This window comes from Belnapia sp. F-4-1 (assembly GCF_000802185.1).
Classification (GTDB): Bacteria; Pseudomonadota; Alphaproteobacteria; order Acetobacterales; family Acetobacteraceae; genus Belnapia.
Map to the genome: position 1 here is coordinate 2,753,959 of NZ_KN676113.1, position 12,887 is coordinate 2,766,845.

13 protein-coding genes and 1 pseudogene are annotated in these 12,887 nt (G+C 72.7%); 11 read left to right on the forward strand and 3 right to left on the reverse strand.

Annotated elements, in window-relative coordinates:
* Positions 1 to 2: 2 nt before the first annotated feature.
* The gene (locus LH62_RS13025; protein WP_052214370.1) at positions 3 to 1,658 is read right to left on the reverse strand and encodes an NAD(P)/FAD-dependent oxidoreductase; all 1,656 of its coding nucleotides are present in this window, start codon (positions 1,656 to 1,658) and stop codon (positions 3 to 5) included.
* 57 nt (positions 1,659 to 1,715) lie between these two features.
* Between LH62_RS13025 and LH62_RS28355 the strand changes: the two genes are divergently transcribed.
* The 5 genes from LH62_RS28355 to LH62_RS13050 all read left to right on the forward strand — a co-directional run bounded on the left by LH62_RS28355 (position 1,716) and on the right by LH62_RS13050 (position 5,916).
* A complete protein-coding gene (locus LH62_RS28355; RefSeq protein WP_052214372.1) occupies positions 1,716 to 2,678 on the forward strand; it encodes an aldo/keto reductase in 963 nt (320 codons plus the stop codon).
* Complete coding sequence (locus LH62_RS13035) at positions 2,675 to 3,553, forward strand: DMT family transporter (protein ID WP_043361858.1); 879 nt, start codon at positions 2,675 to 2,677, stop codon at positions 3,551 to 3,553. The genes LH62_RS28355 and LH62_RS13035 overlap by 4 nt, the downstream gene beginning before the upstream one ends.
* A 79-nt stretch (positions 3,554 to 3,632) precedes the next feature.
* Positions 3,633 to 4,169 carry a ferritin-like domain-containing protein gene (locus LH62_RS13040; protein ID WP_082012549.1) on the forward strand — a complete coding sequence of 179 codons (537 nt, stop codon included), beginning with the start codon at positions 3,633 to 3,635 and terminating at the stop codon, positions 4,167 to 4,169.
* A gap of 164 nt (positions 4,170 to 4,333) precedes the next feature.
* Complete coding sequence (locus LH62_RS13045) at positions 4,334 to 5,062, forward strand: metal ABC transporter ATP-binding protein (RefSeq protein ID WP_043361861.1); 729 nt, start codon at positions 4,334 to 4,336, stop codon at positions 5,060 to 5,062.
* Complete coding sequence (locus LH62_RS13050; protein WP_082012845.1) at positions 5,062 to 5,916, forward strand: metal ABC transporter permease; 855 nt, start codon at positions 5,062 to 5,064, stop codon at positions 5,914 to 5,916. The genes LH62_RS13045 and LH62_RS13050 overlap by 1 nt, the downstream gene beginning before the upstream one ends.
* Here LH62_RS13050 and LH62_RS13055 read toward each other — a convergent pair.
* Together LH62_RS13055 and LH62_RS28360 are read right to left on the reverse strand one after the other, a co-directional pair.
* Positions 5,913 to 6,398, reverse strand: a complete 486-nt coding sequence (locus LH62_RS13055; protein ID WP_043361863.1) for a hypothetical protein — start codon at positions 6,396 to 6,398, stop codon at positions 5,913 to 5,915. The genes LH62_RS13050 and LH62_RS13055 overlap by 4 nt on opposite strands.
* A 59-nt stretch (positions 6,399 to 6,457) precedes the next feature.
* Positions 6,458 to 7,390 (reverse strand): transglycosylase SLT domain-containing protein, encoded by a 933-nt coding sequence (locus tag LH62_RS28360; protein ID WP_052214374.1) that lies wholly within the window; start codon positions 7,388 to 7,390, stop codon positions 6,458 to 6,460.
* Between the two features lie 186 nt (positions 7,391 to 7,576).
* Between LH62_RS28360 and LH62_RS13065 the strand changes: the two are divergent.
* The 6 genes and pseudogenes from LH62_RS13065 to LH62_RS13090 form a co-directional block, all read left to right on the forward strand.
* A pseudogene (locus LH62_RS13065) lies at positions 7,577 to 7,932 on the forward strand (RidA family protein).
* Positions 7,925 to 8,902, forward strand: a complete 978-nt coding sequence (locus tag LH62_RS13070) for a potassium channel family protein (RefSeq protein ID WP_043361865.1) — start codon at positions 7,925 to 7,927, stop codon at positions 8,900 to 8,902. The pseudogene LH62_RS13065 and the gene LH62_RS13070 overlap by 8 nt, the downstream one beginning before the upstream one ends.
* 59 nt (positions 8,903 to 8,961) lie before the next feature.
* Positions 8,962 to 9,963 (forward strand): NAD(P)-dependent oxidoreductase, encoded by a 1,002-nt coding sequence (locus LH62_RS13075; protein WP_043361867.1) that lies wholly within the window; start codon positions 8,962 to 8,964, stop codon positions 9,961 to 9,963.
* A gap of 21 nt (positions 9,964 to 9,984) precedes the next feature.
* Positions 9,985 to 11,127, forward strand: coding sequence for a DegT/DnrJ/EryC1/StrS aminotransferase family protein (locus LH62_RS13080; protein ID WP_043361870.1), 1,143 nt, complete (start codon positions 9,985 to 9,987; stop codon positions 11,125 to 11,127).
* A gap of 204 nt (positions 11,128 to 11,331) precedes the next feature.
* Entirely contained in the window at positions 11,332 to 12,072 is a 741-nt protein-coding gene (locus LH62_RS13085) for a histidine phosphatase family protein (RefSeq protein ID WP_043361872.1), read from the forward strand.
* A partial coding sequence (locus tag LH62_RS13090) for an NAD(P)H-hydrate dehydratase (RefSeq protein ID WP_201445493.1) occupies positions 12,069 to 12,887 on the forward strand: 819 nt, incomplete at its 3' end. The genes LH62_RS13085 and LH62_RS13090, both read left to right, overlap by 4 nt.

A 12,887-nucleotide genomic window follows, 5' to 3' on the forward strand; every position in this document is an offset into this window, starting at 1 on the left:
CCTCAGCCATAGGTCGTCTCCGACGCCTCCACGCCGCGACTCATCTCCCGCGGCACCTCCTGCCCGGTTGCCAGCAACGCCAGCGCCTCCGCCACGCGGATGCCGTCGACGCCGGCGCTGAGGATGCCGCCCGCATAGCCCGCGCCTTCCCCGGCCGGGAACAGCCCCGGCGTGTTGAGGCTCTGGAAGTCCCAGCCGCGGCGGATGCGGATCGGGCTGCTGGTCCGTGTCTCGACGCCCGTCATCACCGCATCCGGCCGCGCGAAGCCCGGCATCTGCCGGTCGAAGGCGAGCAGCGCCTCCCGCATCGCCGCCACGGCGAAGTCGGGCAGGCAAAGCGAGAGGTCGGTGGGCGTCACGCCCGGCTTGTAGCTCGGCAGCACATCGCCGAGCGCGGTCGAGGGCCGCCCGGCGAGGAAGTCGCCGACGAGTTGCCCCGGCGCCCGGTAGTCGCCCCCGCCTGCGAGGAAGGCCGCGCTCTCCAGTCGCCGCTGGAAATCGACGCCCGCCAGCACGTCGCCCGGGTAATCCGCCGGCGAGATGCCGACGACGATGCCGGCATTCGCGTTGCGCTCGGCGCGCGAGTACTGGCTCATGCCATTGGTGACGACGCGCCCCGGCTCGCTCGTCGCCGCCACCACCGTCCCGCCCGGGCACATGCAGAAGCTGTAGACGCTGCGCCCGTTCTTCGCGTGATGCACCAGCTTGTAGTCGGCCGCGCCGAGCAGCGGGTTGCCCGCATTCGGTCCCCAGCGCAGCCGGTCGATCATTCCCTGCGGATGCTCGATCCGGACGCCGATGCTGAAGGGCTTCTGCTCCAGATGCACGCCGGCATCGCGCAGCATGGCGAAGCTGTCGCGCGCGCTGTGGCCGATGGCGAGCACCACGGATTTCGTCGCGATCGCCTCGCCGCCCTCCAGCACCACGCCCTCGACCTGCCGCCCCGCCCCAAGCTGCAGGCCGGCCACCTTGCAGCCGAAGCGGTACTCGCCGCCCAGCCGTTCGATCTCGGCGCGGATGCTTTCCACCATCGACACCAGGCGGAAGGTGCCGATATGCGGGCGCGAGACGTAGAGGATCTCCTCCGGCGCCCCTGCCTTGACGAACTCCGTCAGCACCTTCCGCCCGTAATGCCGCGGGTCCTTGATCTGGCTGTAGAGCTTGCCGTCGGAGAAGGTGCCCGCGCCACCCTCGCCGAACTGCACGTTGCTCTCGGGGATCAGCACGCCGCGGCGCCAGAGGCCCCAGGTATCCTTCGTTCGCTCCCGCACCAGCTTGCCGCGCTCGAGGATGATGGGGCGGAAGCCCATCTGCGCCAGCACCAGCGCCGCCAGCAGCCCGCAGGGACCGGCGCCGATGACGACGGGCCGCGCCGCCGCCTCCGGCGCGCGGGCGACGAAGCGGTAGCGCGTATCCGGCGCCGGCCGCAGGTTCGCATCCCCCTGGTGCCGCGCCAGCACCGCCGCCTCGTCGGCGAGGGTGAGGTCGAGCGTATAGACCCACATGATCGCCCGCGGCTTCCGCGCATCGTGCCCGCGGCGGAAGACGGCGATGTCCAGCAACGCGTCATCGGCGATGCCGAGCCGGGCGAGGATGGCGGCGCGCAGGAGCTCGGGCTCATGGCCGAGGGGCAGGCGCAATTCGGTCAAACGCAGCATGGGTTTCCAAGGGCCGGGCGAGGCGTATCCTCCTCCCTTAGCGAGGAGGGGCGGTGGATGGAACAGCGGGTCCTGGGTCGAACCGGGCTGAAGGTCTCGGTGCTGGGCTACGGCGCCGGCGCCGTCGGCGGGCTGATGGTCCGCGGCAGCGCGGCCGAGCAGGAACGGTCGCTTGCCCGGGCCTTCGAGGCCGGCATCAACTATGTCGATACCGCCCCCGCCTATGGCAATGGCGCCTCCGAGGAGAATCTCGGCCGCGCCCTGAAGGCGCTCAGCGCCAGCCCGCTGGTCGGCACCAAATTCCGCCTGCCCGCCGCGCCGCGCGACATCCCCGGCGCCATCGCCGCCTCGCTGGAGGCCAGCCTGCGCCGCCTCGGCCGCGACAGCATCGACCTTCTCCAGCTCCATGACCCGATCGGCCTGGACGAGGGCTACAGCCTGACGGAGCTGCTGGGCGAGGCCATCCCCGCCCTGCACCGGCTGCGCGACCAGGGAAAATGCCGCTTCCTCGGCATCACCGCCCTCGGCTCCGAGCCCGCGCTCCGCCAACTGCTGGAAGCCGGGCTGATCGACACGGCGCAAATCCCCTTCAACGCCCTCAACCCGTCCTGGCTTGCTCCGCTGCCGGCCGGCCTGCCGGGGCAGGATTTCCGCCAGCTCGGCCACGCCGCCGCATCCCAGGGCGTCGGGCTGATCGGCATCCGCATCCTTGCCGCCGGCGCCCTCTCGGGCGAGGCGGGTCGCCATCCCATTGCCATGCCCGAGGTCGCCCCCATCGCCTCGGCCGGGGACTACGCGACCGACCTCGCCCATGCCCGCCGCCTCGGCCCGCTGGTGGAGGAGGGCCATGCCGCGTCGCTGGCCGAACTCGCCATCCGCTTCGCCATCACCCCGCCGGAGATGAGCCTCGCCCTGATCGGCACCGCCTCGCTCGGCCAGCTCGACCAGGCCGTCGCCGCCGCGGAGCGAGGCCCGCTGCCGCCTCCCGTCCTGGAGCGCATCGCGGCCCTGATGGCGTGAATCCCCGCCTCGCCGGCTTCGGTTACCTCACCGTGACGGCCACGGCCTGGGGGATGAACTGGCCGGTCATGAAGCTGCTGATGCAGGACTGGCCGCCCTTCACCTTCCGGGTGCTGGCCGCCGGCGGCTCCGTCCTGCTGCTTTCCGCCATCGCCCTCCTGCAGCGCGACTCCCTGCTGCCCCGCCCCGACCAGTGGGGCAGGCTGGCGGTGGCGGCGCTGCTGAACGTCACCTCCTGGCTGTTCTTCGCCCCGCTGGCGATCCTCTGGCTCGATGCCTCCGAGGCGGCGATCATCGCCTATACGATGCCGGTCTGGGCGACGATGCTCGCCTGGCCCTTCCTCGGCGAGCGCCCTGGCTGGCGCCGCCTCGCCGGCCTCGCCCTCGGCCTTTCGGGCGTGACGCTGCTGATGGCCGGCCGGCTCGACCTCGGCGCCGGGGCGATGGCGGGAAAGCTGCCCGGCGTGCTGGCGATCCTCGCGACGGCGCTGCTCTTCGCCTCCGGCACCATCTGGACCAAGCGCTTCCCCCTGGCGATGGCGCCGGTGCCGCTCGTCGCCTGGCAGCTGGCGCTCGGCGTGCTGCCCGTCGCTGTGGTGGCGCTCGCCGTCGAGCAGGCGCATCCCGCCGCGGTGCGTCCCCTGGGCTGGGCCTGCCTCGCCTATGCTTCGGTGATCGGCCAGTGCCTCGCCTATCTCGCCTGGTTCCGCGCGCTGAAGCGGCTGCCCGCCGGCACCGCCGCCATCGGCTCGCTGCTGGTGCCGATCATCGGCGTGCTCGGCAGCGCGGCCCTGCTCGGCGAGCCGCTGGGCCTGCGTCAGGGTGCGGCGCTGGCGCTCACGCTCGGTGGCGTCGCCCTGGCGTCGCGAGGATGAGACGTTGCCATGACGCGTGGCAACTTCACCCGCTGCCAGCCTTTCCTTCCGCATCGACGCTACAGATGGAGAGTTAGACATGGACAACGAAATCCGTGAGATGCTGGTCGCCTCGCTGAAGGACATCTACAGCGCCGAGAAGCAGGGCACCCGCAACATGCAACGCGTCGTCCGCAAGGTTTCCGCGCCGGAGCTGCGCGAGGCGCTGACCCTGCATGTCGAGCAGACCCAGTCCCAGGTCGAGCGCGTCGAGCAGGCGCTCGAGGAGATGGGCGCCCGCCCCGGCCGCAAGGTCTGCGAGGCGATGCGCGGCCTGATCGAGGAGGCGCAGCACGAGGTGGAGGAGTACGAGAAGGGGCCGGTCCTCGACATCGTCATCGTCGCCGCGGTGCAGAAGATCGAGCATTACGAGATCGCCTCCTACGGCACCACGGCCTCCCTGGCGAAGGCGCTCGGCGAGGAGAAGGTCGGCCAGATCCTCGGCGAGATCCTCGAGGAGGAGAAGCAGACCGACCTGAAGCTGACCGAGCTCACCCAGTCCGTCCTCATGCCCCAGGTCATGGGCGGCGAGGCGGCGAACGACGCCAAGGGCGGCTCCAAGCGCAAGGCTTCCTGAGCCTGATGGCCGGGGGGTAGCAACCCGCCAGGGGTGATGTTATCTCATAACATCATGCCCTGGCCCGACCCCCTCGACCTGTCTTCCGGCGCCGCCGCCCGCCTCGCGCTGGCGGCGGCGGTCGCGACCGGGCTTTGGCTCGCCGTCGCCTGGGCGATGGCCGCATGAGCCCCGCCGGGATCGACATCGCCGACCTCACGGTCAGCCACCAGCGCCGCCCGGCGGTGCATCACCTCTCCGGCCGCTTCGCCCCCGGCAGCCTGACCGCCGTGGTCGGCCCCAACGGCGCCGGCAAGACGACGCTGCTGCGCGCCATCGCCGGGCTGCACCGCCCGGATTGCGGCCGCATCGAGGGCGCCGCCGGCCAGGTCGCCCTGCTGCCGCAGCAATCGAGCCTCGACCGCAGCTTTCCGCTCACCTGCCTCGATGCCGTCCTGCTCGGCCTCTGGGGCGAGACGGGCGCCTTCCGCGCCATCCCGCGCGCCGGCCGCGCCCGGGCCGAGGCCGCGCTCGCCGCCATCGGCCTCGAGGGCTTCGAGCGCCGCCCGGTCGGCAGCCTCTCCGCGGGGCAGTTCCAGCGCGTGCTCTTCGCCCGTCTGCTGCTGCAGGACGCGCCGGTGATCCTTCTCGACGAGCCCTTCAATGCGCTCGACGCCCGCACCGCCGCCGAGCTGCTGGCCCTGGTGAAGCGCTGGCACGGCGAGGGCCGCACGGTGATCGCCGTGCTGCACGACCTCGAGCTCGTCCGCCGCGAATTCCCCGAGACCCTGCTGCTCGCCCGCGACTGCCTCGGCTGGGGCCCGACCGGCGAGGTGCTGACCGCCGCCAACCGCCTCCGCGCCCGCATGATGGCCGAGGCCTGGGCCGAGCAGGCGGAGGCCTGCGCCGCCTGATCCTCCAGCCTTTCATCGAGTACGGCTTCCTCCGCCGCGCCCTGGTCGGCTGCCTCGCCCTCTCGGTCGCCGCGCCGCCGCTCGGCCTCTTCCTCATGCTGCGGCGGATGAGCCTCACCGCTGACGTGCTGGCGCATGGCATCCTGCCCGGCGTCGCCGCCGGCTTCCTCGTCGCCGGCCTTTCGCTGCCGGCGATGGCGTTCGGCGGCCTCGTCGCCGGCCTGCTGGTGGCGGTCGGCGCCGGCGCCCTGTCGCGCGCCACCGGCGGGCGGGAGGACGCCTCGCTCGCCGCCCTCTACCTTGTCGCGCTCGCCGCCGGCGTTGCCATGGTCTCGATGCGCGGCGGCGCGGTGGAGCTGACGACCCTGCTCTTCGGCAGCGTCCTCGGCGTCGACGACGGCGCGCTGCTGCTGATGGCAGGCGCCGCGACCGTCACGCTCGCCGCCCTGGCCCTCGCCTGGCGCCCGCTGGTGCTGGAATGCTTCGACCCGGGCTTCGCCCAGGCGGTCGGCGCCCGCGGCGCCCTTTGGCATCTCGGCTTCCTCGGCCTCGTCGTGCTGAACCTGCTGGCAGCGTTCCAGGCGCTGGGGACGCTGATGGCCGTCGGGCTGATGATGCTCCCCGCCATCGCCGCCCGGCACTGGTCACGCCGGCTGGGCGGCATGGCCTATGCCTCGGTCGGCATCGCCATGGCGGCGAGCCTCGCCGGGCTGTTGCTTTCCTTCCATGCCGATGTCCCGGCCGGCCCGGCGGTGGTGCTCTGCGCCGGCCTGGCCTGGGCGGTCTCGGTGCTGGCCGGGCCGGTCGATGGCCTCGCCGCCCGCCTCCTGCGCCGGCGGCATTTGTCAGGCTAATCCGCGTTCAGGATCCGCGCGATCAGCCCGCGCTTGCGCAGCCGCCGCAGCCCCTGCTGGGCCGACTGAGCCTCCTTCTCCGCCTTCTCCACACGCTTCGCCGCCTCCGCCAGCCGCGCCTCGGCCGCGGTGAGCGCCGCCTCGCGCTCCGCCAGCCTTGCGCCCGCTTCCGTCAGCGCGGCCTCGGCCGCATCCGCCCGCTGCCGCTCGCGCAGCAACTGGTCCTTCAGCAGGGTGAGCGCTTCAAGGAAGGCACCGATCGGGCTCGCCTCGGCCGCCGCGGGACGTATCGAAGCCGCCACTGCCCGTAGCCCGCCAGCCTGGCGGACATGCGCCGTCAGCTTCGCCGCCCAGCCCGTCTCGATAGCGGCCGGGGCCGGCGCCTCGGCCCGGACCTGGAGCCGCCCCGCCCAGTCGTCGAGGGAAGACGCCAGCCGATCCGTTTCAGGCGCCAGCGCCAGCAACTGCTTCCCGCCGTCCATCCCGCCCCCCGGTCACACGCGATTGACAATTTCGCGACCGGGATCGGAAAGCAAGCGATTTATCGCGCTGCGAGCGTGATCGTCTCTGGCATTGCACGCTGCGAGGCAAGAAGCCGGGCGACCCCTGCCTTCACCTCGGCCAAGCTCAGCGCCCGCCCGGTCGCGCGTTCGAAGAAGACGCCCTTGTTCGCCGCGATGCTGTCGGCGCCGACGGCCTCCGCCGCCGGCCGCGCCGGCGCCCGGTCCAGCTCGGCGAGGAAGCGCCGCGCCCCGGCCGGACCGAGCAGATGGGTGAGGTACAGCTCCGTCGTCCCAGCCGGCCGGCCAAGCAGCGCCTCCAGCGCCGCCCGCTTCGCCCCCAGCCGCTCTGCCGCCATCACGGCCGAGAGCCGCGGATCGAAGCGCATTGCCAGAATGTGGCGCAGGTCGCGCGGCCGCTTGGTGGTGATGGCCCCGGTCCGCGCATCGGTCGAAAGGCTCGCTGCCTCCCGCGCCAGCCCGTGCCGCGCGCCGAAATCCCGCACCACCTCCAGCCAAGTCGCCTCGGTGAACTGCATCAGCCCGCGGGCCGAGCTGAGGCGGTTGCTGGCGCGATGGCTGAAACGGCTCTCCTGCCAGGCGATGGCCCGCAGCAGCGCCGGGTCGGCGCCGGTACTGCGCGTGGCCGCTGCCAGCGCCGCGGCGACTGCGGGGCTCGGCGTCCCGTCCTCGGCCGCGGCGATGGGCGGCACCATCGCCACGGTCCTGACCCGCGCCCGCACCGGGGCCGCGGCCTGCCGCCGCGGCGCCGGCCGCAGCGCGGCCCGCATCACCGGAACGGGCTTGGCCTGGGCGCGCACCGCGCCAGGCCGGTTGGGCCGCGCTTCGGCCGGTGCCGGCGCGGCGATGCTCGCGGCCAGGGCGCAGGCGAGGGCGGCAAGCGCCGGACGCAGCCGGCGCGCAGAGGGGAACTGCGTGCCGCGGGAGGCGGCACGAGAGGTGGGCTCGGTCACGGAGGAATCTCCCTTGGGGGGTGGGAGCGATGGGTGTGTCAACAGGCCTTACGCTGCCGACGGCGTTTCGTTCCAAGCGCTTGCGGGCCGATGCTGCCTGTGACTCGCAGGTCACTCCAGGCAGGGGAGTATCCATCGACCCACTCTCGCCCTTATGGTTCATGCCTCGGTGGCAGGGAGGCAGGCATGGCGATCCGACGCTTGGCGGAAGAAGGGCGGCTCTCCGGCGCCGTGGTGCATGGCGCGCTGGTCTACCTGGCCGGCCAGGTGGCCGATGATCCCACGCTCGACGCCGAGGGCCAGACCGCCGACATCCTCGCCCAGATCGACGCCCTGCTGGCCGAGGCCGGCACCGACAAGTCGAACCTGCTGACGATCACCGTGGTGCTGGCCGATATCCGCGACGCCCGGCGATGAACCGCGCCTGGGACCGCTGGCTGGACCCGGCGGCGAAGCCCGCCCGCATGACCGTCGAGGCGCCGCTGGTGGATCCCCGCTGGCGGGTCGAGATCACCGGCATCGCCGCCATGCCGGATGCCTGACCGCGCCCGCCAGCGCCGCCCCTTCCTCGGTGCCATCGGCCTGTCGCTCGGGCTGATGCTGCTGGTCGCAGGCGGGGTGGCGGATCGCGGCGGCACCTTCCCGCTGGTGCTGCTCGGCACTTCGGCGCTGGCGATCGGCGCGCTCTACCGGCTCTTCCCACACGGGCCGCAATTCGCCCTCGGCACCACCAATGGCCTCGCGATGTATGCCTGCCTCTATGTGGTAATCGGCCGCGCCGGCTTCCCCGACGCGCCGGACTGGGCCCGCGCCGTCGCCTTCGTCCTGCCCATCGCCGCCTTCGTCGCCGCCTGCTGGCTGCGCCGCCGCGACCTCAGCGCCTGGGCGGAGGAGGAGGAGGCCGCCGACCTCGCCCATCTGCCGCGCTTTGCCCGCTGGCTGGCGCTCACCGGCCTGGTCGGCCTCGTCTCCCTCGGCTTCCCGGTGAACCGCCTGCCCGCTACCGGCCAGGGCATGGCGCTGATCGGCGCCATGGCCGCCATCGCCGCGGTCAGCACCGTCTCGGTCGGCGACGTGGTGCGGCTGCTGGTCGACATCGCCGTCATCTTCCGCGCGGTGACGCGCCGGCTCTCCCGCCTCGCCGTGCCGATCGCCGCCTATTCCAGCCTATGGGCGCTGCTGACGGTGGTCTTCGGATGCCTCTACCGCATCGCCGACGGGCTCTCCGGCGGACCGCTCTTCACCAGCACCCATGGCCCGATCCGGGTGGATTTCTCCGACGCCCTGCATTTCAGCGTGGTGACGCTCTCGACCGTGGGCTATGGCGACATCATCCCGGCCGATGACGGCATCCGCCTGCTGGCGAGCATCCAGATGCTGCTGGCCCAGCTGCTGCTGCTCTTCGGCTTCATCGAGATCATGCGCGGCAGCCGCGCCGGCCTGCCCGATGCGGCGCCCAGGGAACATGCCCCTCGGGAGGAGGCGACGCGCCGCGCCGTCGCCGGGGATTAGGCGCGGTTCCGCCGCAATCGGGGTTGAACCTGCGCGCAGTGGACAAGGATCGAGGACCGATGACCGAGGCCGAACGGGCCGCTTTCTGGCGCGGCAAGCGCGTGCTGGTGACCGGCGGGGCCGGCTTCCTCGGCAGCGCCCTCTGCCATGCCCTCGCCGCGCTCGGCGCGCGGGTGACGGCGCTCGACGCCATGTTCCCCGATGGCGGCGCCAACATGGCCAATCTGGAGGGCGCCGGCGTCCTCCTCGTCCGCGGCGACATCCGCGACGTGGAGCTGCACACGCTCTGCCAGGACGTGGACGTGCTGTTCAACATGGCCGCCCAGACCAGCCACATGGGCGGCCAGAAGGACCCGGTGGCCGACATCGCCATCAACGCCGTCGCCCAGGTCCGGCTGATCCAGGTGATGCGCGAGGCGGCGCCCAAGGCCACCGTCGTCCACGCCTCCACCCGCCAGTTCTACGGCCGCCCGATGCAGCTGCCGGTCGACGAGCTGCACCCGGTCAACCCGCCGGATGCCAACGGCGTCTCCAAATGGGCCGGCGAGCAGTACTGGCTGCTGGAGCAGCGCGTGCTGCACCGCCCCGTCGTCTCGCTCCGCCTGACCAATTGCTACGGTCCGCGGCTTCGCATCCGCGACGCCCGCCAGACCTTCCTCGGCATCTGGATCAGGCAGGTGCTGAAGGGGGAGGGGTTCGAGGTCTGGGGCGGCGAGCAGCTCCGCGACCTCACCTATGTCGACGACGTGGTCCGCGCCTTCCTGCTCTCGGCCGAATACGCCCCGAAGCCGGATGTCGCCGGCCGGGTCTTCAACCTCGGCGGCTCGCCCCCGGCCAGCCTGATCGAGCTGGCCGACCGGCTGATCGCCGCGAATGGCGGGCATGGTCACTACGCCGTGAAGTCCTTCCCCGCCGATCGCGCGCCCATCGACATCGGCAGCTACCACGCCGATGACCATGCCTTCCGCGCCGCCACCGGCTGGGTGCCCCTGGTCGGGCTGGACGAGGGGCTGGCGCGCTCGCTCGACTGGTATCGCAGCCGCATGGCCGACTATAGCTGAGGCTCCAAGGACGAACCGCCGATGAGCATGACCGTCATCCCCCAGGCCGATCCCGGTGCCGGCTACCGCGCCCAGCAGGCCGAGATCGATGCCGCCGTGGCCCGCGCCCTCGCCTCCGGCTGGTACATCCTCGGCCGCGAGGGCGAAGCCTTCGAGCAGGAATTCGCCGCTTGGCTCGGCAGCTCCCGCGCGGTCGGCTGCGCCAACGGCACGGATGCGCTGGCGCTGATCCTGCGCGGCATGGGCATCGGCGAGGGCTCGACCGTCGTCACCGTCTCCCACACCGCCGTCGCCACCGTGGCGGCGATCGAGATGGCCGGCGCTGTCCCCCTCCTCCTCGACATCGACCCCGATACCTACACCATGGACCCCGAGGAGCTGTCCGCCGTCCTCGAGGACCCGCCACCCGGCCTGCCGCCGATCCGCGCCGTCATCGCCGTCCATCTCTACGGCCAGGCCTGCGACCTGGAGCCGATGCTCGCCGCCTGCCAGGCCGCCGGCGTCGCGCTGATCGAGGATTGCGCCCAGGCCCATGGCGCGACCCTCGGCGGCCGCAGGCTCGGCACGCTCGGCCGGGCTGCCGCCTTCTCGCTCTACCCCACCAAGAATCTCGGCGCCCTCGGCGATGGCGGCGTGCTGGCGACCGACGACTACGAGCTGGCCGACCGCATCGCCGCCATCCGGCAATATGGCTGGAAGGAGCGCTACGTCTCGTCGATGGTCGGCGTGAACAGCCGGCTCGACGAGGTGCAGGCCGCCATCCTCCGGGTGAAGCTGACCGCCCTCGACTGGGGCAATGAGCGCCGCCGCCAGATCGCCGCCGCCTATGACGCGGCGCTCGCGGGCGGCCCCTTCGCCCCGCCAGCCCGCCGGGCGGATGCGGAGCACGTCTTCCACCAATACGTGCTCCGCGCCGGCGCCTGGGGCATGACCCGGGCCGATATCCAAGCCCGGCTGCGCCAGGACGGCGTCGGCACCGGCATCCACTACCCGGTGCCGGTCCACCTGCAATCGGCTTATTTCGGCCGCATCCCCCTCGGCCCCGCCGGCTGCGCCGAGACGGCGCGCGCGGCGCTCGAGGTGTTCAGCCTGCCGATGTACCCGGAGCTGACCGACGAGCAGGTCGGCCATACCGGCTGGGCGCTGCGCAACCTGGCAGGTTGAAAATAGGATAAAAGTCCTGTATCATCCGACCCTTCGAGGAGGGCCCGGATGATGCAGCACCACCCGCCCGCCGCCGCCGAAAGCCCCGGCCCACTCCCCCCGCGGCTTTTGTCCGAAAGCTGCGGAACCCGTCTCCGCCCGCTTTTGTCCGAAAACCCCGGCCCCCTGCCGCGTTGCCATCCCGCAACCGGCAGGGGGAGATTCATGCAGCAGCGCTGGCCCGAGCGGCTCTGGATCGTCCGCCACGGCGAGAGCCGCGGCAATGTCGCGCGCGATGCCGCCCAGGCCGCCCGCCTCCACCGCATCGAGACGCTTGCCCGCGACGTGGACGTGCCCCTCAGCGACCGCGGCGAGGAGCAGGCCCGCGCCCTCGGCCGCTGGTTCGCCGATCAGCCGCCTGGGGAGCGGCCCGAGATCGTCCTCGCCTCCCCCTATCTCCGCGCGCGGCAGACTGCCGAGCTGATGGGCACCACGCCCGAGGCCCTCACCTTCGACGAGCGGTTGCGGGAGAAGGAGTTCGGCATCCTCGACCGGCTCACCCGCTACGGCATCGCCGCCGAGCACCCGGACCAGGCCGAGCTGCGGAAGAGCCTCGGCAAATTCTACCACCGTCCGCCCGGCGGCGAGAGCTGGTGCGACGTCATCCTCCGCCTGCGCAGCGCGCTCGACACCATCTGCCTGCACCATGCCGGGGAGCGGGTGATGATCGTGGCCCACCAGGTCGTGGTGCTCTGCCTGCGCTACCTCATCGAGCGGATGACGGAGGAGCAGATCCTCGCCATCGACCGCGAGGGCGACGTGGCCAATTGCAGCATCACCGAATACGCCCACCAGCCCGGCTCGGGCCTCGTGCTGCGCCGCTACAACTTCCTCGCGCCCTTGCTGGAGGAGGGCGCCCCCGTCACCGCCGAGCCCGACGCCCCGGCGGCGGCACCTGCCCCATGAGCGCCCCCGCCTCCCTCACGCCGGAACTTCTGCGCGGCATGCCGCTGCCGGACCACCAGCAGGGCGCCGACAAGAACAGCCGCGGCCGCGTCCTGGTCATCGCCGGCAGCCGCGAGGTGCCGGGCGCCGCTCTACTCACCGGAATCGCCGCGCTCAGGGCCGGCGCCGGGAAGGTGCAGATCGCCGCCCCCGCCAGTGCGGCGCCGCACCTCGCCATGGCGATGCCCGAGGCCCGCGTCTTCCCCCTCGCCGAAACCGATGCCGGCGGCATCGACCCGGCCGAAGCCGCGATGCTCGCCCGCCGCTGCGGCGGCGCCGATGCGGTGGTGTTCGGCCCCGGCATGATGGACCCGCCGGCCCTTGCCGCGCTCACCCATCGGCTGATGGAGACGGCCGAGGGCGAGGCCGCCTTCATCCTCGATGCCGGTGCCCTCGCGGCGCTTGCCGATTGCCGCGATGCCCTCCGCCGCCATGCCGGCCGCCTGATGCTGACGCCGCATCTCGGCGAGATGTGCGGCCTGCTTGGCTGCGAGGCCGAGGAGATCGCCGCCGACCCGCTCGCCGCCGCCCGCCGCGCCGCCGCCGCCTTCGGCGCGGTCGTGGACATGAAGGGCGGCCGCTCCTTCGTCGCCTCGCCCCAGGGCGAGGCCTGGTCCTGCGACCGCGGCAATGTCGGCCTCGCCACCTCCGGCTCGGGCGACACGCTGGCAGGCATCGTCGCGGGCCTCGCCGCCCGCGGCGCGCCGCCGCTGCGCGCCACGCTCTGGGGCGTCTTCCTCCATGCCGAGGCGGGGGACCGGCTGGGCCGCCGCCCC